General features: G+C 59.3%; 21 protein-coding genes and 1 other RNA gene. 14 read left to right on the top strand and 8 right to left on the bottom strand.

The window, feature by feature from the left end:
* Positions 1-92 precede the first annotated feature (92 nt).
* Complete coding sequence (gene dnaK / locus AC3WRD_RS05290) at positions 93-2,009, bottom strand: molecular chaperone DnaK (protein ID WP_096818817.1); 1,917 nt, start codon at positions 2,007-2,009, stop codon at positions 93-95.
* Between the two features lie 102 nt (positions 2,010-2,111).
* Entirely contained in the window at positions 2,112-2,681 is a 570-nt protein-coding gene (gene grpE, locus AC3WRD_RS05285; protein ID WP_096818814.1) for a nucleotide exchange factor GrpE, read from the bottom strand.
* Positions 2,682-2,921: 240 nt separating this feature from the next.
* Between grpE and recN the strand changes: the two genes are divergently transcribed.
* On the top strand, positions 2,922-4,595 hold the full coding sequence (gene recN / locus AC3WRD_RS05280; RefSeq protein WP_102619394.1) for a DNA repair protein RecN: 1,674 nt from the start codon (positions 2,922-2,924) through the stop codon (positions 4,593-4,595).
* A 75-nt stretch (positions 4,596-4,670) separates the two neighbouring features.
* On the opposite strand, the gene fur is transcribed toward recN, so the two are convergent.
* Positions 4,671-5,075, bottom strand: coding sequence for a ferric iron uptake transcriptional regulator (gene fur, locus AC3WRD_RS05275; RefSeq protein ID WP_064119476.1), 405 nt, complete (start codon positions 5,073-5,075; stop codon positions 4,671-4,673).
* Positions 5,076-5,172: 97 nt separating this feature from the next.
* Here fur and AC3WRD_RS05270 point away from each other — a divergent pair, with 97 nt between their 5' ends.
* The gene (locus AC3WRD_RS05270; protein WP_096818809.1) at positions 5,173-5,700 is read left to right on the top strand and encodes an outer membrane protein assembly factor BamE; all 528 of its coding nucleotides are present in this window, start codon (positions 5,173-5,175) and stop codon (positions 5,698-5,700) included.
* A 60-nt stretch (positions 5,701-5,760) separates the two neighbouring features.
* On the opposite strand, the gene AC3WRD_RS05265 is transcribed toward AC3WRD_RS05270, so the two are convergent.
* From AC3WRD_RS05265 to AC3WRD_RS05255, 3 genes are read right to left on the bottom strand one after another with little or no spacing between them, the layout of a single operon-like run.
* A complete protein-coding gene (locus AC3WRD_RS05265) occupies positions 5,761-6,075 on the bottom strand; it encodes an RnfH family protein (protein WP_102619393.1) in 315 nt (104 codons plus the stop codon).
* Positions 6,068-6,502: a type II toxin-antitoxin system RatA family toxin gene (locus tag AC3WRD_RS05260; RefSeq protein WP_003221509.1), complete on the bottom strand. Its 435-nt coding sequence runs from the start codon at positions 6,500-6,502 to the stop codon at positions 6,068-6,070. Before AC3WRD_RS05260 ends, AC3WRD_RS05265 begins: the two co-directional genes overlap by 8 nt.
* 7 nt (positions 6,503-6,509) lie before the next feature.
* The gene (locus AC3WRD_RS05255) at positions 6,510-7,913 is read right to left on the bottom strand and encodes a sodium-dependent transporter (RefSeq protein WP_102619392.1); all 1,404 of its coding nucleotides are present in this window, start codon (positions 7,911-7,913) and stop codon (positions 6,510-6,512) included.
* A gap of 119 nt (positions 7,914-8,032) precedes the next feature.
* Here AC3WRD_RS05255 and smpB point away from each other — a divergent pair, with 119 nt between their 5' ends.
* Positions 8,033-8,515, top strand: coding sequence for an SsrA-binding protein SmpB (gene smpB / locus AC3WRD_RS05250; protein ID WP_007915208.1), 483 nt, complete (start codon positions 8,033-8,035; stop codon positions 8,513-8,515).
* 56 nt (positions 8,516-8,571) lie between these two features.
* On the opposite strand, the gene AC3WRD_RS05245 is transcribed toward smpB, so the two are convergent.
* Entirely contained in the window at positions 8,572-9,339 is a 768-nt protein-coding gene (locus AC3WRD_RS05245; RefSeq protein ID WP_096818803.1) for an FCD domain-containing protein, read from the bottom strand.
* 261 nt (positions 9,340-9,600) lie between these two features.
* Here AC3WRD_RS05245 and AC3WRD_RS05240 point away from each other — a divergent pair, with 261 nt between their 5' ends.
* The 9 genes from AC3WRD_RS05240 to AC3WRD_RS05200 all read left to right on the top strand — a co-directional run bounded on the left by AC3WRD_RS05240 (position 9,601) and on the right by AC3WRD_RS05200 (position 19,150).
* Positions 9,601-11,295, top strand: a complete 1,695-nt coding sequence (locus AC3WRD_RS05240; RefSeq protein ID WP_102619391.1) for a lactate permease LctP family transporter — start codon at positions 9,601-9,603, stop codon at positions 11,293-11,295.
* Positions 11,296-11,445: 150 nt separating this feature from the next.
* A complete protein-coding gene (locus tag AC3WRD_RS05235; protein ID WP_102619390.1) occupies positions 11,446-12,270 on the top strand; it encodes a (Fe-S)-binding protein in 825 nt (274 codons plus the stop codon).
* A complete protein-coding gene (locus AC3WRD_RS05230; protein WP_085711865.1) occupies positions 12,267-13,721 on the top strand; it encodes a LutB/LldF family L-lactate oxidation iron-sulfur protein in 1,455 nt (484 codons plus the stop codon). Before AC3WRD_RS05235 ends, AC3WRD_RS05230 begins: the two co-directional genes overlap by 4 nt.
* The gene (locus AC3WRD_RS05225; protein WP_102619389.1) at positions 13,721-14,392 is read left to right on the top strand and encodes a LutC/YkgG family protein; all 672 of its coding nucleotides are present in this window, start codon (positions 13,721-13,723) and stop codon (positions 14,390-14,392) included. Before AC3WRD_RS05230 ends, AC3WRD_RS05225 begins: the two co-directional genes overlap by 1 nt.
* Positions 14,389-17,211 carry an FAD-binding and (Fe-S)-binding domain-containing protein gene (locus tag AC3WRD_RS05220; protein ID WP_102619388.1) on the top strand — a complete coding sequence of 941 codons (2,823 nt, stop codon included), beginning with the start codon at positions 14,389-14,391 and terminating at the stop codon, positions 17,209-17,211. Before AC3WRD_RS05225 ends, AC3WRD_RS05220 begins: the two co-directional genes overlap by 4 nt.
* Before the next feature lie 127 nt (positions 17,212-17,338).
* Complete coding sequence (locus AC3WRD_RS05215) at positions 17,339-17,617, top strand: PA2433 domain-containing protein (RefSeq protein WP_102619387.1); 279 nt, start codon at positions 17,339-17,341, stop codon at positions 17,615-17,617.
* Between the two features lie 96 nt (positions 17,618-17,713).
* Positions 17,714-18,103, top strand: a transfer-messenger RNA (tmRNA) gene (gene ssrA, locus AC3WRD_RS05210).
* A gap of 67 nt (positions 18,104-18,170) precedes the next feature.
* The gene (locus AC3WRD_RS05205; RefSeq protein ID WP_102619386.1) at positions 18,171-18,653 is read left to right on the top strand and encodes an isochorismatase family protein; all 483 of its coding nucleotides are present in this window, start codon (positions 18,171-18,173) and stop codon (positions 18,651-18,653) included.
* 140 nt (positions 18,654-18,793) lie between these two features.
* Positions 18,794-19,150, top strand: coding sequence for a DUF6124 family protein (locus AC3WRD_RS05200; RefSeq protein ID WP_102619385.1), 357 nt, complete (start codon positions 18,794-18,796; stop codon positions 19,148-19,150).
* A 138-nt stretch (positions 19,151-19,288) separates the two neighbouring features.
* On the opposite strand, the gene AC3WRD_RS05195 is transcribed toward AC3WRD_RS05200, so the two are convergent.
* Entirely contained in the window at positions 19,289-19,867 is a 579-nt protein-coding gene (locus tag AC3WRD_RS05195; RefSeq protein WP_102619384.1) for a GNAT family N-acetyltransferase, read from the bottom strand.
* Between the two features lie 156 nt (positions 19,868-20,023).
* On the opposite strand from AC3WRD_RS05195, the gene rimJ reads away from it, so the two are divergent.
* A complete protein-coding gene (gene rimJ, locus AC3WRD_RS05190) occupies positions 20,024-20,611 on the top strand; it encodes a ribosomal protein S5-alanine N-acetyltransferase (protein WP_102619383.1) in 588 nt (195 codons plus the stop codon).
* A 30-nt stretch (positions 20,612-20,641) separates the two neighbouring features.
* Positions 20,642-22,117 (top strand): ArnT family glycosyltransferase, encoded by a 1,476-nt coding sequence (locus AC3WRD_RS05185; protein WP_371858300.1) that lies wholly within the window; start codon positions 20,642-20,644, stop codon positions 22,115-22,117.
* Positions 22,118-22,125 lie beyond the last annotated feature (8 nt).

The raw sequence follows: 22,125 nt of genomic DNA, 5'->3' as shown, positions 1-22,125 counted from the left end.
GTATTCCAGATACGCCAACGCGGGAGCAAGCTCCCGCGCGGCGACATCCTACCAGTCAGTGCCCAAAGGCAGTCAACCGGCCGACCAACAACTTACTTGTGGTCTTTGACTTCTTCGAACTCGGCATCGACAACATCGTCAGCCTTTTCAGCTTTCTCTGCGTGCGGTGCCGCGCCTTCGGCAGGCTGAGCCTGTTCGGCGTACATCTTCTGGGCAACCGGCGCGGAGACTTTCGACAGCTCTTCGATCTTCGCTTCGATGGCAGCCTTGTCGTCGCCTTTGACGGCAGCTTCCAGGGCAACCACGGCCGCTTCGATTGCAGTTTTCTCTTCTGCAGTCACTTTGTCGCCAGCGTCGGTGACCATTTTGCGAGTCGAGTGAACCAGCGCGTCACCCTGGTTACGGGCACCGGCCAGCTCTTCGAACTTGCGGTCTTCCTCAGCGTTCAGCTCGGCGTCGCGGACCATCTTCTGGATTTCTTCATCCGACAGACCGGAGTTGGCCTTGATGGTGATCTTCTGCTCTTTGCCGGTCGCCTTGTCTTTCGCGCCGACGTGCAGGATGCCGTTGGCGTCGATGTCGAAGGTCACTTCGATCTGTGGCACACCGCGTGGCGCTGGTGGAATCTCGGCCAGGTCGAACTTGCCCAGGGACTTGTTCTGTGCGGCTTGCTTGCGCTCGCCTTGCAGGACGTGGATGGTCACGGCGCCCTGGTTGTCGTCGGCAGTCGAGAACACTTGCGATTTCTTGGTAGGAATCGTGGTGTTTTTCTCGATCAGCGCAGTCATCACGCCACCCATGGTTTCGATACCCAGGGTCAGCGGGCTGACGTCGAGCAGCAGAACGTCTTTCACGTCACCGGCCAGAACGGCGCCCTGGATCGCAGCACCCATGGCAACGGCTTCGTCCGGGTTGACGTCTTTACGAGCTTCTTTACCGAAGAAATCGGTCACCAGCTTCTGTACCAGCGGCATACGAGTCTGACCGCCGACCAGGATCACGTCGTTGATCGCGCCAACGTCGATACCGGCGTCTTTCATGGCGATGCGGCAAGGCTCGATGGTGCGCTGAACCAGGTCTTCAACCAGTGCTTCGAGCTTGGCACGCGAGATTTTCACGTTCAGGTGCTTAGGACCGGTGGCGTCTGCAGTGATGTACGGCAGGTTCACGTCGGTCGACTGAGCGGACGACAGCTCGATCTTGGCTTTTTCAGCGGCTTCTTTCAGGCGCTGCATGGCCAGCGGGTCACCCTTGAGGTTCATGCCGCTTTCTTTCTTGAATTCGTCAACGAGGTAGTCGATCAGACGAATGTCGAAGTCTTCACCGCCCAGGAAAGTGTCACCGTTGGTGGCCAACACTTCGAACTGGTGCTCGCCGTCAACTTCAGCGATCTCGATCACGGATACGTCGAAAGTACCGCCACCCAGGTCGTAAACGATCACGGTGTGATCGCCCTTGGCCTTGTCCATGCCGTAAGCCAGAGCGGCTGCGGTTGGTTCGTTGATGATACGTTTTACGTCCAGACCGGCGATGCGGCCGGCGTCTTTGGTCGCCTGGCGCTGGCTGTCGTTGAAGTAGGCCGGAACGGTGATCACCGCTTCAGTCACAGCTTCGCCGAGGTAGTCTTCGGCGGTCTTCTTCATCTTCTTCAGAATTTCAGCCGAGATTTGTGGCGGCGCCATTTTCTGGCCGTTCACTTCAACCCACGCGTCGCCGTTGTCAGCCTTGGCGATCTTGTAAGGGACCATCTGAATGTCTTTCTGTACGACTTCTTCTTCGAAGCGACGACCGATCAGACGCTTTACCGCGTACAGGGTGTTGTGCGGGTTGGTCACTGCCTGACGCTTGGCGGACTGGCCGACCAGGATTTCGCCATCGTTGGCGTAAGCGATGATCGAAGGCGTGGTACGCGCGCCTTCGGCGTTCTCGATAACTTTGGCCTGGCCGTTTTCAAGAATGGAGACGCAGGAGTTGGTAGTCCCCAGGTCGATACCGATAATTTTGCCCATGTTAACTCTCCCGAAACTTTGGATTTGGTTGCCGCAGCGGTTGTGGCCAACTGCGGTAGCACTTAAACGCTTGACTTCTAAATGGGGGCCTTGCGGCTAATTTCAAGCCTTCTCGTCAATCGAAGGCGAAACGGGTGCTGGCGCCTTGCTGACCACGACCATCGCCGGACGCAGCAGGCGACCGTTGAGCTGGTAGCCCTTCTGGAACACCTTCAGAATGCTGTTAGGCTCCAGATCAGCACTTTCCTGCATGGCCATTGCCTGATGTTCCACGGCGTTGAACGGCTCGCCTTCCTGCGGGCTGACAGCTACAAGCTGATAACGCGCGAGGGTGTCGTGGAACATTTTCAGGGTCAGCTCGATGCCTTCGCGCATCGGACGGATGCTTTCGTCGTCCGGGTTCGACAGCTCGAGGCCGCGTTCCAGGCTGTCGACGATCGGCAGCAGGTCGCCGGCGAATTTTTCCAGCGCAAACTTGTGAGCCTTTTCGACGTCCTGCTCGGCACGGCGGCGGACGTTCTGCAGATCGGCAGCTACGCGCAGAGATTGATCCTGCGCGGCGGCCAATTGCTCTTCGAGCACTTGTACACGGGTCGCCAGGTCATCACCCGCAGTCTCGGGCGCCTGATTGGCTTCTGCTTTTTGCGTATCTACTGTCTGTTCGTCAGCCATAGAATTCTCCTTTCAATAACGTCCGCGAGCTCGACTCGCGCTTCTGCCCCGGTATATGGGGCCGCAAAATCAGGCTTCAAGGGCTGACAATGATTAACCCTACAAAAAAGTGCTGCATTGTCATTCCCGGGCGCGATAAGCATTTGATCGGATCAAGCCAATCGAGCTAAGCGAGGGCATTGTCAGGCCGAAACAAAACACTGTATAAATAACCAGACCTAAAGCCTGGGAGCGGCCTTTATGCTGGTGCACCTGTCCGTACACAACTACGCCATCGTTGAACATCTCGATCTCGAACTCGATCGCGGGATGAGCGTGATTACCGGGGAAACCGGCGCCGGCAAGTCGATCATGCTCGACGCGCTGGGCCTGACCCTTGGCGATCGCGCCGACAGCGGCGTGGTTCGCCCGGGCGCCGACAAGGCCGATATCCTGGCGACCTTCGACCTGGCCGACATTCCCGAAGCCAGCGCCTGGCTGGCCGAGCGCGACCTGGAAATCGACGGCCCGTGCATTCTGCGCCGGGTCATCACCTCGGAAGGCCGCTCCCGTGGCTATATCAACGGCACGCCCTGCCCGCTCGGCGACCTCAAGGCCCTCGGCGAGCTGCTGATCGACATCCACAGCCAGCACGAACACCAATCCCTGCTCAAGACGGACACCCACCGTCGCCTGCTCGACGAATACGCCGGCGCCACCGATCTGGCCCGCCAGGTACAACTGGCCGCCCAGCGCTGGCGCCAGACCCGCCAGGAGCTGGAGCGCCTGTCCAACTCCGGTGACGAACAACGCGCCCGTCATCAACTGCTCAGCTATCAGCTCGAAGAACTGGAGAACCTCGGTCTCGGCGAGAACGAACTGGAAGATCTGGAGCAGGAACACAAGAACCTGACCAACGCCGAAACCCTGCTGGGCATCTGCCGGCAAGTGGTCGAGCAGTGCAGCGAAAGCGATTCCGGCAATGTGCTGAATGCACTGACCGCCAGCCTCAATCGCCTGTCGAGCGTGAACAACTCGATCGGCGCTCTGGGCGAAGCCAGCAGCTTGCTGACCAGCGCGCAGATCCAGGTCGAAGAGGCCGTCGGCGAACTCAACCGCTTCCTCGACAACTTCGACGCCGATCCGGCGCGCCTGCAGTATCTGGAAGAGCGTCTGGACGCCATTTACACCCTGGCACGCAAGCACCGGATCCAGCCGACCGAAGTCGCCGAGATGCAGCAAAAACTGCTGGATGAAATCGAAACCCTCAACGCCAACGACGAATCCATTGAGCGTCTGGGCGAAGAACTTGCTTCGTATGCCCGTCATTATCAGGAAAAGGCCCGCGAACTGAGTGATCTGCGCCATCAGGCTGCAGGCAGTCTGGCCAGCGCGGTCGAACAGGAGATTCAACGCCTCGGCATGCCTGGCGGACGCTTCACCATCGAACTGCGTCCCAACGCCAGCGGCGAACTCCTGCCCAATGGCCTAGAACAGGTCGAACTGCTGGTCAGCGCCAACCCCGGCCAACCCTTGAAGGCCTTGGCCAAAGTGGCATCCGGCGGCGAACTCTCGCGGATCAGTCTGGCGATTCAGGTCATCACCGCCCAGACCTCGCGCGTCCCGACACTGGTATTCGACGAAGTGGACGTGGGCATCGGAGGTCCGACAGCCGAGATTGTCGGCCAGCTATTGCGGCGCCTGGGCGAACGCGGACAAGTACTGACCGTTACGCACTTGCCGCAAGTGGCCGCCCAGGGTCATCAGCATTTATTCGTGCACAAGGTGCGAGGCGAGCAGGCGACGCACACCGCCGTCTCGAAGCTGAGTAAAAATGACCGTATAGAAGAAGTCGCGAGGATGCTCGGCGGCATTGATCTGACCAAAGAGTCTCTGGCGCACGCCAAGAAGATGGTCGTTACCGCAAAGGCTTAAGCACGACAGAAAGCACGAAGGCGACCCTTGGGTCGCCTTCGTTCGTTTCGCGAACCTGAAATTCGCGCGACATGCTTACTTTTTCTTGCGGACGTACAGCACCAGGTTGTGATCTACCAACTCGACACCGTGCTCCTCGGCAATTGCCTTCTGGAGCTTTTCGATTTCGATGCTGACGAATTCGACAACCTCACCGGTTTCCACGTTGACCATATGGTCGTGGTGGCCACCGTCGGCCAATTCGAATACCGCGTGACCGCCATCGAAGTTATGACGGACCACGAGGCCAGCCGCTTCGAACTGGGTCAGAACACGGTAAACCGTGGCCAGACCGACGTCCTCGCCAGCTTCCATCAACGCCTTGTAGACGTCCTCGGCACTCATGTGACGCTGCTCGGTGGAGTCGAGCATTTGCAGGATCTTGACCCGTGGCAGGGTCACTTTGAGGCCGGCTTTGCGTAGTTCGCTATTTTCAACCATGGTCAGCTTTCTCGCGATGCTGCTTCGCAGCTTCTCTTAATGCGGGTATGATCGGCGTTTACGTTGTCCCAGCCAAGATAGTGGAAGTCGCCCACCGATGCAAAACACCAAGCTCTTGCTAACCAGTTTCACCTTTGTGGGACTGCTCGCACTCGCCGGTTGTTCATTCCCCGGGGTTTACAAAATCGACATCCAGCAGGGCAATGTCGTCACGCAGGACATGATAGACCAGTTACGCCCGGGAATGACCCGGCCGCAAGTACGGTTTATCATGGGCAACCCTCTGCTTGTCGACACGTTCCATGCCAATCGCTGGGATTATCTGTACAGCCTGCAACCTGGTGGCGGTGAACGCCAGCAGGAACGCATGAGTGTCATTTTCGACTCTAACGACCGCCTTGTCAGCCTGTCCGGTGACTTCATGCCGGGCGTGAGCCGTGACGAAGCCATTCTCGGCAAGGAAAGTGGCACTAACGTGACCGCTCCTGCTGAAAACGCCGAGAAGCCAAAACCGGAAAAACCGGTCAAGCCAGGTTCCTTGCTGGATCAGATCCAGAAGGACGTCGATGGTGTGGAAACCGTTCCGGTTCCGACACCAGAGCCGCTGGACACCTCGCCGCAATAATTTGCGACGCAATAAAAAACCCGGAAATTCCGGGTTTTTTATTGCCTGCAGATTGGCGTATTACTGATTTCTGGCTTTGGCCTCGGCAGCCTTGGCGGCCCGCAATCGGCGCACCTCTTTCGGATCAGCCAGCAGTGGTCGGTAGATTTCGAGGCGATCCCCCGCCTGAACAACCCGCACATCCGGATCGGCAACCACTTTGCCGAAAATCCCGACCGGGCAACCGGCCAGATCCAGTTCCGGAAACTCGGCATCAATGCCACTGGCCAACAGCGCAGTACGCACCGTCGCCCCCTCTGCCACGCTGATCGTGCGCAACACCTGACGATCAACCGCCGCGTACACCACTTCTATTTCGATCACCGGCTCAACCATGCATCTGCTTGGCGCGCTGGCAGAATGCATCCACCAGCGTGTTGGCAGCCTGATTGAACAGCGGCCCGAGCGTGGCGCGCACCAACGGGCCGGCATAATCGAAGGACAGATCGAGGCTGATCTTGCAGGCTTTCTCGTTCAACGCCTTGAACACCCAGACACCGTGCAACTGATTGAACGGACCTTCCTCGAGATTCATTTCGATCGATTGTCCCGGCACCAGGGTATTTCGTGTCACGAAGTGCTGACTGAGGCCGCCCTTGGCCACACCGACGCTGGCGCGCATGTGTTCAGGCGAGCTTTCCAGGACCTCTGCTGACGAGCACCACGGCAGGAACTCCGGATAACGCGCCACGTCATTGACCAGGTCATAGAGAAATTGCGCCGGGTAAGGCAGCAGCGCTGATCGTTGAATATGTGTCGTCATGTAAGCGTCACTTCCAGAGCTGGGTGGCAAACACTACAAGAATGCCGATGGGCGCCACATAGCGCATCAAGAACAGAGACAAGGCGAACAGCGCCGGGCTGCGAATCGACAATTCGTCGCGCACCGCGTCACGCCCCATCACCCATCCGGCAAACAGTACAAAGCACAGCCCGCCGAGCGGCAGCATGATCCGTGAGGTGAAGAAGTCGATCACACCAAAGAAGTCCAGACCGCCTGCGGCACCCCATTGGTAGAGATGGAACATTCCGCCTTCGTTCACGAAAAATTTCGCTTCCTTCCAGATATTGAAGGAAAACACCGTACCCAGACCGACAAACCAGCAGATGAACGCCAACCAGAATGTCACCCAGGCACGACTGATTTTAGTCCGCTCGACCAGATAGGCGACCATCGGCTCCAGCAGGGAAATTGCCGAACTCCAGGCAGCAATGGCTACCAGAACGAAGAACACCACGCCCATCAACTGGCCGAAAAGCACATTACCGAAAGCAAATGGCAGGCTGACGAACATCAACCCCGGGCCTTCGCTCGGGTTCAAACCGCCAGCGAACACAATCGGAAACAAGGCCAGACCGGCCACCAGCGAAACGAAGGTATCGAGCAGCGCCACACCCACAACGGTGCCTGACAGCGAGGCTTCCTTCGTCATGTAGGCGCCGTAGATCATGATCGAGCCCACGCCCACGCTCAGGGAGAAGAACGCGTGCCCCATGGCCGGCAGCAAGCCATCGAGGACTTTCTCCGGGTGGAAGTCGAACATGAAATGCACGCCCTCCATGAAGTGCCCGGTGGTCATGCTATAGCCCAGCAGGACGAGGACCATCACAAACAACAGCGGCATCATGATCCGCAGGCTGCGTTCAAGCCCGGCGACCACGCCTTTGGCGATCACCACGGCAGACAACAGCATGAAAACCGTGTGCCACAGCGTGATGCGCCAAGGGTCGGCGATGACATTGCCGAAATAGGCACCGACCTGATCGGCCGTCGCCCCCTGGAAATCCCCGCGCCCCATATCAATGATGTAATCCAGCGACCAGCCGCCGACCACACTGTAGAAAGACAGGATCAGCAACGCCGTGATCATCCCGGCGAACGCGCCCCACGACCACCTACCCGAATGCCCGGCTTCGATTGCCAGCACCTTGAGGGCGTTGGCCGGACTCAGCCGCGCACGCCGGCCGATCAGGGTTTCCGCGAGCATCACCGGAATGCCGATCAGCGCGATGCAGGCCAGAAACATCAGCACAAAGGCGCCGCCACCGTAGACCCCGACCATGTAGGGGAACTTCCAGATGCTGCCCAATCCCACGGCCGAACCGGTCGCGGCGAATATGAAAACCCAGCGGCTAGCCCAACTGCCGTGGACAGAAACCTTGTCTGTCGACATCGTTTATCACGCCCAAGCGTTAGAAAAAGAGGCCGCATTGTCCGGGATTCACTCAACCTGCTCAAGCACGCAGCATCACCGTAGCCGACAGCCGTTTATCTCCATATAATGCCGCCCCTATGGCTAAACAGAAGAAACACCCAACAGGGACCATCGCGCAAAACAAAAAGGCGCGACACGATTACTTCATCGAGCACAAGTTCGAGGCTGGTCTGGTCCTGGCCGGCTGGGAAGTAAAAAGTCTGCGGGCAAGCAAGCTGCAACTGGTCGACAGTTACGTCCTGCTCAAGGATGGCGAAGCCTGGCTGCTTGGCAGCCACATCACGCCACTGATGACCGCCAGCACCCACGTCATCGCTGACCCGGTCCGCACCCGGAAGCTGCTGCTCAACCGGCGCGAGCTGGAGAAGCTGGCCGCCGCCGTGCAGCAGAAGGGTTACGCCTGCGTATGCCTGTCCTGGTACTGGAGCAAGCACATGGTCAAGTGCGAGATCGCTCTGGGCAAGGGCAAGAAGGAATACGACAAGCGTGATACCGAGCGCGAACGCGATGCCGGTCGCGAGTTGCAGCGTGCGGTGCGCAACAAGGGCAAGGAAGACTGATTCTTCTGCCTGAATGACCATTCCCGCGCTCAGCGCGGGAATGGTCATGCCTGAACCTACATCCCTTTGCGCCGCTCGGCCCGAGCCACGCGCTGAACTTCCTGGCGCACCTCTTCCAGCACTTCCTGTACATACAGAATGTGTCGGCTGGAAACCTCTCGCGCCTGCTCTGCACGTCCTTCGATAATCGCCTGGTACAGTTCCCGGTGCTGAGTGATCAGCATGTCGCGGGTTTCCGTGCGCTGCTTGTACATGCCGCCGATATTGGTCACCACATTGCGCTTGAGCAGGTCGAACAGCCCGCGAATGGTGTGCAGCAACACCGCGTTATGACTGGCCTCGGCGATTGCCAGATGAAATTTCGCGTCCGCCGCCCCCTCCTCCGCCCGACTCACTTCGTCATGGCGCGAGTAGCAATCCTGTAGTTCTTCGAACGCCGCGGTCAGCCGCTCGCGATCCACATCGGTGGCGCGCAATGCCGCGTAATAGGCACACGATGCCTCCAGCGTGTGGCGAAATTCCAGCAGATCGCGCTGGGCCTCGGGATTACTTTCCAGCAGTTGCAGCAATGGGTCGCTGAAGGTCGAGCCCAGGCTTTCCACCACGTAATTGCCGCCGCCCTGCTTGCTGACCAGCAGCCCCTTGGCCGCCAGCTTCTGGATTGCTTCGCGCAACGAAGGCCGGGACACACCGAACTGCTCGGCCAATGTGCGCTCGGCCGGCAGGCGCTCGCCGGACTTCAATGTCCCCTCGAGGATCATCCCCTCAAGCCGCTCGACAATATCGTCAGACAAACGGCGCTGACGTATCTGATCAAACCCCATCACTCAATTCTCCACGATCCCGACCACTCGCCGGGCTCTCTATTCTGGCCTATCGGCGCCTTGCCGACACCTGCCAGATGAAACGCCCCGGACCGGATCAGATCGAGCCTGCACCGGTCATTCGACAAAAGTTTTAGGGCGGCAAATTGACACACCGACATCAAGGCTTTTACCCTAGCCAACAGCGATTGTAAATTGGTCTTACCAATTAACCAAGAACGCTGACAGTGCCTGACCAACAACAATTAGGGGCCACCCCATATGCAAACCTGGCAACAGCTCTACAGCCCGCTCGGCAGTCTCGGTGTGTCCGCACTCGCGGCCGTCATCCCCATCGTGTTCTTCTTCCTCGCCCTGGCGGTGTTCCGCCTCAAAGGTCATGTCGCCGGCAGCATCACGCTGGCCCTGGCGATCCTTGTGGCGATCTTTGCGTTCCAGATGCCGGTCGACATGGCGCTCGCCGCCGCTGGTTATGGTTTCGCCTATGGTCTGTGGCCAATTGCCTGGATCATTGTCGCGGCGGTGTTCCTGTACAAACTGACGGTCAAGAGCGGTCAGTTCGAAGTCATCCGCAGTTCGGTGCTGTCGATCACCGATGACCAGCGCTTGCAGGTGCTGCTGATCGGTTTCTGCTTCGGTGCCTTCCTCGAAGGCGCAGCCGGTTTCGGCGCGCCGGTGGCGATTACCGCTGCGCTGCTCGTAGGACTGGGCTTCAACCCGCTGTACGCCGCTGGCCTGTGCCTGATTGCCAACACCGCGCCGGTCGCGTTCGGTGCCTTGGGGATTCCGATCATCGTCGCCGGGCAGGTCACCGGTATCGATGCGTTCAAGATTGGCGCCATGACCGGCCGCCAACTGCCGCTGCTGTCCCTGTTCGTGCCGTTCTGGCTGGTGTTCATGATGGACGGCCTGCGCGGCGTGCGTGAAACCTGGCCAGCGGCGCTGGTTGCCGGCCTGAGCTTTGCCGTGACCCAGTACTTCACCTCGAACTTCATCGGCCCGGAACTGCCGGACATCACCTCGGCCCTGGCCAGCCTGATCTCGCTGACCCTGTTCCTGAAAGTCTGGCAGCCAAAACGCACTGCGGGCGCACAGATCGCCGGTGCCACCCCGAACGTGGCGGTCACTGCCAGCGTCGGCGGTTTCGGCCAGAAACGCACCACCATCGCTTCGCCCTACAGCCTCGGGGAAATTTTCAAGGCCTGGTCGCCATTCCTGATCCTCACCGTGCTGGTCACCATCTGGACGCTCAAACCGTTCAAGGCCATGTTCGCCGCTGGCGGCTCGATGTACGCCTGGGTGTTCAACTTCGCGATCCCGCACCTGGATCAACTGGTGATCAAGACCGCACCGATCGTCGCGACGCCGACAGCTATTCCGGCCGTGTTCAAACTTGACCCGATTTCCGCTACCGGCACGGCGATTTTCTTCTCGGCGCTGATCTCGATGATCATCCTGAAGATCAATTTCAAAATTGGTCTTACCACTCTGAAAGAAACTTTCTACGAACTGCGCTGGCCAATTCTGTCGATCGGCATGGTGCTGGCATTCGCCTTCGTCACCAACTATTCCGGCATGTCTTCGACCATGGCCCTGGTGCTGGCAGCGACCGGCGCGGCGTTCCCGTTCTTCTCGCCGTTCCTGGGTTGGCTGGGCGTGTTCCTCACCGGTTCCGATACCTCGTCCAACGCGCTGTTCAGTTCGCTGCAAGCGACCACCGCGCACCAGATCGGGGTCAACGACACCTTGCTGGTAGCGGCCAATACCAGCGGCGGCGTGACCGGCAAGATGATTTCGCCACAGTCGATTGCCGTGGCCTGCGCCGCGACCGGGCTGGTGGGCAAGGAATCCGATCTGTTCCGCTTCACCCTCAAGCACAGCCTATTCTTTGCAACGATTGTCGGCCTGATCACCCTGGCCCAGGCCTACTGGTTCACCGGCATGCTGGTGCATTAAGACCACAAGCGACATGGAAATAACCGACGCCGGTTCGTGATTCCGGCGTCAGCAATTCACAACCCGGTCTGTAAGGCTGCTGAAAGCAACGCGCTTTATATTCGGCAGCCTCAATAGACGGATAACCGGGCCCACCCGGAGACACGCCTGATGAGCGAGCTTTTTTACAACGCTGTGCCCAACGCCACTCGCGTTGCACCGCCACTGCCCGAGCCCCGGCAATACCCGAGCAAGAAACCGTCGCGGGTCTACCTGTTCGGCACCTGCGTGGTGGACCTGTTTTATCCCGAAGCCGGGATGGACGCGATCCACTTGCTGGAGCGCGAGGGCATCCGGGTCGACTACCCGCAAGGGCAGAGCTGCTGCGGACAACCGGCCTACACCTCGGGTTACACCGAGCAGGCGCGGACGGTGGCGCGCTCGCAACTGGCGCTGTTTGCCGGCGATTATCCGGTGGTGGTGCCGTCGGGTTCGTGCGCCGGGATGATCCGCGAGCATTACGCCGACTTGTTCAAGGACGAGCCGGAAACGTTGAAACAGGTTCAGGCCCTCGCGGCCCGCACCTATGAATTGGCCGAGTTCCTGCTGTTCGTCTGCAAGGTGCAGCTAAAGGACAGCGGCGAGCCGGTCAAAGTGGCGCTGCATACCTCGTGTTCGGCGCGACGGGAAATGAACACCCACCTGCACGGCCGCGAGTTGTTGGCGCAGTTGAGCAACGTGGAACGGGTCAATCACGATCACGAAAGCGAATGCTGTGGCTTCGGTGGGACATTCAGCGTCCGTATGCCAGACATTTCCGGCGCGATGGTGGCTGACAAGACCCGAGCGTTGAAGGAATCCGGCGCGCATCAGGTACTCAGTGCCGACTGTGGCTGCTTGATGAACATCAACGGCTCGCTGGAAAAACAGAAGGAAGCGCTGCGCGGGCAACACCTGGCGAGCTTCCTCTGGCAACGAACCGGAGGTGCCCGATGAGCACTTCCACGATTATTCCTACGGTTGCCGTAGAAGAAGACTTCCGCACCCGGGCACACAACGCTCTGGGCGATTCGCAGTTACGGAACAACTTCCGCACCGCGATGGATTCACTGATGACCAAGCGGGCCGCGGCTTTCAGCGATGCCCACGAAAGAGAACACCTGCGTGAACTGGGCAATGCAATCCGTGCCCGCGCACTCTCCAAGTTGCCCGACCTGCTCGAGCAACTGGAACAGAACCTGACCCGCAACGGTGTGACAGTGCACTGGGCGGAAACGGTGGACGAGGCCAATGGCATCGTCCTTTCGATCATCCGTGCTCACGAGGCGCGGCAAGTGATCAAGGGCAAATCGATGGTCAGCGAAGAGATGGAGATGAACCATTTCCTCGAGGCTCGGGACATTGAATGTCTGGAGTCCGACATGGGGGAGTACATCGTCCAGCTCGACCACGAGAAGCCTTCACACATAATCATGCCGGCAATCCACAAGAATGCCGGTCAGGTCGCGTCCTTGTTCCACGACAAACTTGGCGTGGAATACACCAAGGACGTTGACCAACTCATTCAGATCGGTCGCAGGGTCCTGCGGCAGAAATTCTTCGAAGCGGACATCGGCGTCTCCGGCGTCAACTTCGCCGTGGCCGAAACCGGCACCTTGCTGCTGGTGGAAAACGAAGGCAACGGGCGCATGACCACCACTGTGCCGCCGGTGCACATCGCCGTCACCGGCATCGAAAAGGTCGTGGAAAACCTGCGCGACGTGGTGCCGCTGCTGTCATTGCTGACCCGCTCGGCGCTGGGCATTCCGATCACCACCTACGTCAACATGATCTCCGGCCCGCGCAAGGAACACGAACTCGACGGCCCGCAGGAAGTGCACCTGGTGTTGCTCGACAACGGCCGCAGCCAGGCCTTCGCCGACAGCGAACTGCGCCAGACCCTGAACTGCATCCGCTGCGGCGCCTGCATGAATCATTGCCCGGTCTACACCCGTGTCGGTGGCCATACCTACGGCGAGGTTTACCCCGGCCCGATCGGCAAAATCATCACTCCGCACATGGTCGGCCTGGCGAAAGTCCCGGATCACCCGAGCGCGTCTTCGTTGTGCGGCGCCTGCGGTGAAGTGTGTCCGGTAAAAATCCCTATCCCCGCACTGCTGCGCCGCCTGCGCGAAGAGAACGTCAAAGCCCCCGACAGTCCTCACCAAGTGATGCGCGGCCAGGGCAGCAAGTATTCGCGCAAGGAACGCTTCATCTGGAACGCCTGGGCGAAGCTCAACAGTTCGCCGACTTTGTATCGGCTGTTTGCGTTTTTCGCCACGCGCCTGCGCGCCCTGGCGCCGAACAACGTCGGCCCGTGGACGCAGAATCACAGCGCTCCGAAACCCGCCGCCCGCTCACTGCATGACATGGCTCGCGAGCATCTGGCCAAACAAGGAGACCGTTGATGAGCGCCAAGCAAAACATCCTCGGCAAGTTACGCAAAAGTCTGACCGGCACCACACCGATTGCCGACAACTTCGATGTCGATCTGGTGACCCAGCCTTACACCTACAGCACCGAACAACGCATCCCGCAGTTGCGCAAACTGATGGAAGCGGTGCACACCGAAATCCACCTGACGTCTGCTGAAGCGTGGCCGGCGCTGCTGGCGCAATTGCTGCGCGACCGTCAGTTGCCGAGCCTGCTGATCGCGCCGACTACGCCTCACGGGCAGCGCATCACACAGCACTGGGCGAACAATCCTGATCTACCGACTCTGAAATCCTACGACCGGCCAATGGAAGACTGGAAAGCCGAGCTGTTCAACGACACCCCGGCCAGCCTCACCGGCACCCTCGGCGCCATCGCTGCTACCGGCAGCCTGATTCTGTGGCCGACCCGCGAAGAGCCACGGCTGATGAGCCTGGTACCGCCGGTGCATTTCGCCCTGCTCAAGGCCAGTCAGATCCGCGACAACTTCTATCAGGTGCAACAGGAATTCGAGTGGGCACAGGGCATGCCGACCAACGCGTTGCTGGTGTCCGGCCCATCGAAAACCGCCGACATCGAACAAGTGCTGGCCTACGGTGCCCACGGCCCGAAAGACCTGGTGGTGTTGATCCTGGAGGACCAATGACTTTACCGGCGACTTTCCTGCGTGATGCGCAGCAACTGATCCCTGCCGAGCGCCGCTTCGATGATCCATTGTCGACTCTGGCATTCGGCACCGATGCCAGCTTCTACCGACTGATTCCGCAACTGGTGATCCGCGTCGAATCCGAAGATGAAGTGGTGGCGCTGCTGAAACTGGCCCAGCGTGATCAGGTCCCGGTGACCTTCCGCGCCGCCGGCACCAGTCTGTCGGGCCAGGCGATCAGTGATTCGGTGCTGATCGTGCTGGGGGATAACTGGAATGCCCGGGAGATTCGTGGCCAGGGTATGCAGATCCACCTGCAACCGGGCGTGATCGGCGCCCAGGCCAACGCGTGGCTCGCGCCATTCGGGCGCAAGATTGGCCCCGATCCGGCGTCGATCAATGCCTGCAAGATCGGCGGCATCGTCGCCAACAACGCCAGCGGCATGTGCTGCGGCACTGCACAAAATACCTATCACACGCTGGCGGGCATTCGTCTGGTTTTGGCCGACGGAACCCGACTCGACACCGAGGACGCTTCCAGTGTCGCGGCGTTTCGAACGAGCCACGGTGAATTGCTGGAACGCTTGGCAACACTGGGCCGCGAGACCCGCGCCAATGCCGAACTGGCTGCGCGAATCCGCCACAAATACCGTCTGAAAAATACCACCGGCCTGTCGCTTAATGCCCTGGTGGATTTCGATGAGCCTGTGGATATCTTGAGCCACTTGCTGGTCGGCTCCGAAGGCACACTTGGCTTCATCAGCGCGGTAACGTACGACACAGTGATCGACCACCCGAACAAGGCCTCGGCGCTGATCGTGTTCCCCGACGTGGAAACCTGCTGCAACGCCGTCACCGTACTGAAAAGCCAACCGGTATCAGCCGTGGAACTGCTCGACCGCCGCAGTCTGCGCTCGGTGCAGGACAAACCCGGCATGCCGGATTTCGTACAGCAGCTGTCGAACAATGCCTGCGCGCTGTTGATCGAATCCCGCGCCGCCTCTTCCACGTTGCTGCAGGAGCAACTGACGCAAATCATGGCGTCGCTCAGCGCCTTTCCGGTGGAAAAACAGGTCGACTTCACCGAAGACCCGGTCGAAAACGCCCGCCTCTGGGCAATTCGCAAGGACACCTTCCCCGCCGTCGGCGCCGTGCGCAAGACCGGCACCACGGTGATCATCGAAGACGTGACCTTCCCGGTGGAACAACTGGCCATCGGCGTGAATCGCCTGATCGAGCTGTTCGACAAACATCACTACGACGAAGCGATCCTTTTCGGACACGCGCTGGAAGGCAATCTGCACTTCGTCTTCACCCAAGGCTTCAACAACCCGGAAGAAGTCGCACGCTATCAGGCGTTCATGGACGACGTGGCGCAACTGGTGGCCGTGGAGTTCGGCGGTTCGCTGAAGGCCGAACACGGCACCGGGCGCAACATGGCGCCGTTTGTCGAACTGGAATGGGGCAGCGATGCCTATCAATTGATGTGGCAGCTCAAGCGCCTGCTCGATCCCCAAGGCATTCTCAACCCGGACGTAGTGCTCAGCGAAGATCCACAGATCCACCTCAAGCACCTGAAGCCGCTGCCTGCCGCCGATGAGATTGTGGATAAGTGCATCGAATGCGGTTTCTGTGAGCCGGTTTGCCCATCGAAGGGCCTGACCCTGAGCCCCCGCCAGCGCATCGTGATCTGGCGCGACATTCAGGCGCGAAAACGCGCTGGGATCGACACCACCGAACTGGAAAAAGCCTACGAGTACCAGGGCATCGAAACCTGCGCTGCGACCGGTTTGTGTGCGCAGCGTTGCCCTGTAGGCATCAATACCGGTGAGCTGGTGAAAAAGCTGCGCAGCCGTCACGCCACGCACACGAAAACGGCCAACTGGATCGAAGGAAATTTCGCCACCACCCTGCAAGGAGCGCGCTTCACCCTGCACGTGGCCAACGGTGCGCGGATGTTGCTGGGAGCACCGCGTCTGGCGAAGTTTTCAGCGACGCTGACACGCTTGTCCAAAGGCCAGGTGCCGCAGTGGACCAACGCGATGCCGCAACCGGAAAAAGCCATTCGCCTCAGTACAACGGTGTCGGACGAACGCCCGCGCGTGGTGTATCTGGCGGCCTGCGTGTCGCGGGTGATGGGCCCCGCAGTGGGCGACAAGGAGCAGATGTCGCTGTACGACAAAACCCGTGGCCTGCTGGAAAAGGCCGGTTATCAGGTGGTGCTCCCGGACAATCTGGACAACCTCTGCTGTGGCCAGCCGTTCGCTTCCAAAGGCTATGCCGAACAGGCCGAGCACAAGCGTCAGGAACTGATCGGCGCCTTGCTCCACGCCAGCCGCGGCGGACTCGACCCGATCTATTGCGACACCAGCCCCTGCACATTGCGACTGGTGCAGGATGTGGGAAATGTTCGCCTTGATCTGTATGACCCTGTGCGATTCATCCGTACGCATCTGATGGATCGTCTGGATTTCACTCCGCAGGAAGCACCGATTGCCGTTCATGTGACGTGCAGCACGCAACATCTGGGGGAAAGCCAGGCGCTGATCGATCTGGCGCGCAAGTGCAGCAAGAACGTGGTGATCCCGGAAGGCATTCATTGCTGTGGTTTTGCCGGCGACAAGGGCTTCACCACACCGGAACTCAACAGCCATTCCCTTCGCACCCTCAAGGATGCGGTGCAGCATTGCAGCGAAGGGATTTCCACCAGCCGCACCTGTGAGATCGGTCTGACACAACATGGCGGCATCGACTACCACGGCCTGGTGTATCTGGTGGATCGAGTGACCCGGGCCAAACCCCGAGAAACCATCATCTGAAGAAAAATAGAACCCTTGCGAGCGACCGCAGTCCACAGAACAAGCCCCGCTGACGGGGCTTTTCCTCCATTCGGTTGCCCGTCCTGACGGCCAGCGAAGTCTGGATCCTCAGTTCAAGGAGATTCATATGAAACGTTCTGTACTGTTAGGTCTGTTCGTTACTGCCTCGATGATGGCGTCTGCTTCGTTTGCCGCTGACAAGCCTGCCAGCCTTTGCGATACCAATATCCAGACCATCAACAATGCCAAGGGGCAGCTGTCATCGTCACCCGAATTGAGTCAGCGTGCCGAGGCCAGTGTGCAGAAGGCACAGGCCCTCAAGGCCCAGGGCAAGATCGACGATTGCGTTGCAGAAACCCAGCAAACCATTCTGGAACTGCGCAAATCCACCGGCACCAACAATTGATCGAAGCCGCGGCCAACCTTCGGGTTGGCCTTGACGGTCGATTGGCGTACACTGCACAGGCTTGCTGCTCTTCGAGATGTACAGAGCACCAGGCTCGGGGCCGTTTAGGATTCGACGCCGGTTGCGAAACTTTAGGTGCATGCCGACTTGGTAACAGAAGTCGTAAATCCACTGTTGCAACTACTTATAGTTGCCAATGACGACCAATACGGTGCTGCTCTCGCTGCTTAATTGCAGCTGACATGCACTCCTGGTACCTTCGGGTCCAGCAATCATCAGGGGATGTCTGTAAACCCAAAATGATTGTCATATAGAACAGAATCGCCGTGCAGTACGTTGTGGACGAAGCGGCTAAAACTTACACAACTCGCCCAAAGCACCCTGCCCGTCGGGTCGCTGAGGGTTAACTTAATAGACACGGCTACGCATGTAGTACCGACAGCGGAGTACTGGCGGACGGGGGTTCAAATCCCCCCGGCTCCACCAACTCTCAACGACAAGGCCCGCCAAGTGCGGGCCTTGTTGCATCTGGGGATTTTTATCCGGAGAGCTCATGCGCCAGGCACTGCTGATCATCGACGTACAACCCTGCTTTTCCCCGCCGCCATGGCTGGTCGATGGCATCCGGTCGCTCATCGGCACGCTGCCCAGCGTCGCCACGGTCGAACGTCACGACGAAAGCCGCACCCCTTTCCAGCGACAACTCGGCTGGCACCCTGCGCCGGACGATGACAGCCTGATCGAGGCGGATCGCATTTTCATCAAATACGGTTATGCGCCGTCTCCGGACACGATCGATTATCTGAAAAGCTTGAATCTGGATCGTGTGCTGGTTTGTGGTTTACAGACTGAGACCTGTTGCCTCGCTGCCGGATTCGCTTTGTTCGATGCAGGGTTGCAGCCGACGTTGCTGACCGATCTCACCGTGGGTTCATCACTGGATCGTTCGGGTAGATTGGGCGTGAAGTTATGGGAACATCACTTCAAGCACACGCTGACGTCGAGTGAACTTCGCGCCTGCCTGCAGGCGTCATAGGAAATTTCCCTCAACACGCGTCGACTTTCATGAACTAGTCCCCCCCGCTCCACCCGGTTACCCTCCGCTCTTCGCTGCACTCAGGTGAACGGCACAGACCCGCCGAAGCGCAAGGATCACCCATCACATGGAGCCCGGTCATGAAAAAAGACACCCCGAATTCTGTCGAGAGCCCGACGATTACCGATCGATCAGACACTGCCGTTCGCACGGACAACACCAGCAGACGCAGTTCCCGGCTCGTACCGGTCAACCAGATCTTCAGCGTTCGTCCTGATGTCGACTTGCTCACCCTGTTGACCCACGCCAGCCAGAATCTTGCCTCGCTCAACGCCATTGCCCAGGATTTCATCCACCGTCCGGATGAAGCACAGCGCGCCCGTGCCGTCGCGATGCATCAGCTGGCCGGGTTGGCGGAAATGCTGGTCGACAGCGCCTTGAGCAAGCTTGGCCCGCAGTATTTGCCCGCCGAAACGAATCAGATTCGCTGCCACTGACATCACAACGCGGGCGCATCAACCCACGATAAACGCTTGCTGCCGTTTTCTGTTGCAGCCTTGTCCGGGGGTGAGTCGGGACATGAATTTTTCTTCACAGCTCCCTTTCCACCAAAGCTGTACAGTCCGCTCGCTCATTCAAGAAACTACGGTTCGCCCGCTCTCCTGCGGGCTTTTTTTTGCCCGGGATTTGGCGGCGAAGCGATACACATACGTGTCTTGCACGCCGTGTAGCAGCGATTGCCGGGCTTGAGAATGAACCCTGATCAACACGAAGCCAGCCGCTACTGCCAAATGCTGACTACGCAGGTTGGCGGAAGACGTGGTCAGGTAAAACGTGGCATCGGGAAATCGCCCCAGCACTTGAGTGAGCGCGGCAGACATATAACCTTTACCCGAATGTTCGCTGTTAGCCCAATAACCAACGACGTAACGATTACGCCCCCGCGGTTTCAAGCCGATACAACCGATGATCGCCGTCCCATCGCCGGTAACGATGAAAAACCTACGCTCGCCGGTTTCACTGTTGAACTCATCACGGGCCTTGTGCAAGAACTCCAGCGCCTGCGCCTCGGTCGTGTTCGCACGGGCCCAGGACAGAAACTCTGAATGCTCCGGGTAACTGACGTTCAACGCTCGCTGAAACGCAAGGTACAACGCCGGATCCGGGGATCTGACACGCAGTGACTCGCCCCCCACCATTAACGCAAACTCCATCGCATCCTCCTTGAAAACGCCTTCGCGCAAGACAAGCCAATGCCTGACTGTGCGGCGAACGGCGCAAATTTATAGAACGAATCAAACCACCCGCGATTTGTATTTTCCTGCCCACCGCGCAATTCTGTTGATCAATCCCGAGACCCGGAGCGTCCGATGCCGCTGTTGACCCTGCCCTGCCAACGCCTGACGCTCGCGGTGCTCGACCCGGATCAGGCGCCCCTGGAAAGCGATTTCTACCAACGCAACCTGCGCCATCTCGCACCGTGGTCACCGATTCGTACCACCGACTATTTCTCCACTGAACAGATCCGCCGACGCCTGGAGATACAGGCCAGCGCCTTCGAAGCCGGGCTGGCGGTGCATATGGCGTTGCTGACCCCGGACGGCCAGCAAATGATCGGGGCGTGCAATTTCAACGGGATCATTCGTGGTGCGTTCCAGGCGTGTTATCTGGGTTATCACATCGATGCAGCCCATCAAGGCCAGGGCCTGATGCAGGAAGCGCTGGAGTCCGCCATTGCCTACATGTTCGAGGCCCAGAACCTGCACCGGATCATGGCCAATTACATTCCCGGCAACGAACGCAGTGCACGGTTGCTGGAACGGCTGGGTTTCGAGCGCGAGGGTTATGCCAAGGCTTACCTGAACATTGCCGGGCGCTGGCAGGATCATGTGCTGACGGCGCTGGTCAATCCGGCATTCGAAGCACCGGATCAGCGCTGGTCGCGGCGTCTTGCGTGAGTTTCACAATTTGTTAAGCATTGGCGAAGTATGCTCACGCCTCTCGCCCCTTCCGGTTATCTGAAACCTATGTCGTCGCGTGCCGCCATTTCACTGTTCCTGCTTGCCGCCCTGCTGTTTTTCTTCGCGCTGGGTAACCATCAATTGCAAGGCTCCACTGAGGCCCGCGTCGCCGGCATCGCCATGGAGATGCACCTCGACGATGACTGGGTGACGCCCCGTCTGTTCGGCGAACCGTTTCTGGAAAAACCACCGCTGAGTCTGTGGCTGGACGCCGGCGCCATGCGCGTGTTCGGTGTTTCTCCGTGGGCGGTGCGACTGGCATCGGCGGTGGCTGGCCTGCTCAGCGTGATGCTGTTGTACGGCATGCTGCGGCGCTTCGAACGGCCGAAAGCGATCGCGTGGACAGCGGGCATTCTGCTGGCGACCATGGCCAGTTACTGGAGCAACGTGCGCGGGGTCGGCGAGGATGCGTTGCTCGCACTCGGCGTGACCACGGCGCTGCTGGCGTTCTTCCAGGCGCAACGAGCATCGACGATAGGCAATTCGTTGCTGTTTGCCGTCGGGATTGCCATCGCCACGCTCAGTAAAGGCGTACTCGGCCTGGCGATGCCGGGGGTGGTGATATTCGCTTATCTGCTGGCCGACAACCTGATGGACAAGCGCTTCAAACTGACCGAGTGGTTGCGTCCCGGTTTGCTGACAGCGCTCGGGCTGATTCCGCTGCTGATCTGGCTCGCGGTGCTCTATCAGCACGGCGGCGTTCAGGCAGTCAGAGAGGTCTTGCTAACCAACAGCGTTGGACGTTTCAGCGGTTCCTTCGTCGAAGCCGGGCACTATGAGCCGTTTTACTACTACATCGCCAAACTGCCCGAAGCGTTCCTGCCCTGGAACATTCTGGTGTACCTGGGGCTGTGGCACTTCCGTAAACAATTGAAGGCCAATCGTTACCTGCTGTTCTTCAGCCTGTGGATCGTTGCGCAGTTCATCATGCTGACCCTGGCGTCGAGCAAGCGCACGGTGTACCTGATGTCGATGACGCCAGCAGCGGCAGTGATTGCGGCGGAATATGCAGGCGTTCTGTTCGAGAGGTTGAAGGAACGTGACAGCGGGTTCGTCGGATGGATCGCCCGTCATCGTCAGGCATTGGCGGCCGGTATCCTGACCGTGGTGATTGCCAGCTACCTCGGTGCCGCGCAATGGGCACTGCCGAAGGCGGACAAGGAATTGTCGTTCCTGCCACTGACCGAACATATCCAGAGCCTGCAAGCCAGCGGCCATCAGGTCGCGCTGTTCCAGGCCAACGAACGGGTCGGCGGCGCCAGCGTGTTCTACACCCAGAGCGTCCTCAAGGGGCTGGATACCGATGCGCAATTGAAGGATTTCCTCAGCGCCTCGCCTTCTAACATCGCGGTGATGTCAGGGGACAGCGAGCCCGCCGCCCCGCTGAAAGTGCTCAAGATCATGATGGTCGGGCGCCAGGCGTACTACTTCGTCGGCTATTGATGCACTGA

It is taken from the genome of Pseudomonas sp. FW215-R2, assembly GCF_058789255.1.
Note: the sequence above shows the minus strand (reverse complement) of the source record. Positions and strands in the feature narration are given on the sequence as shown.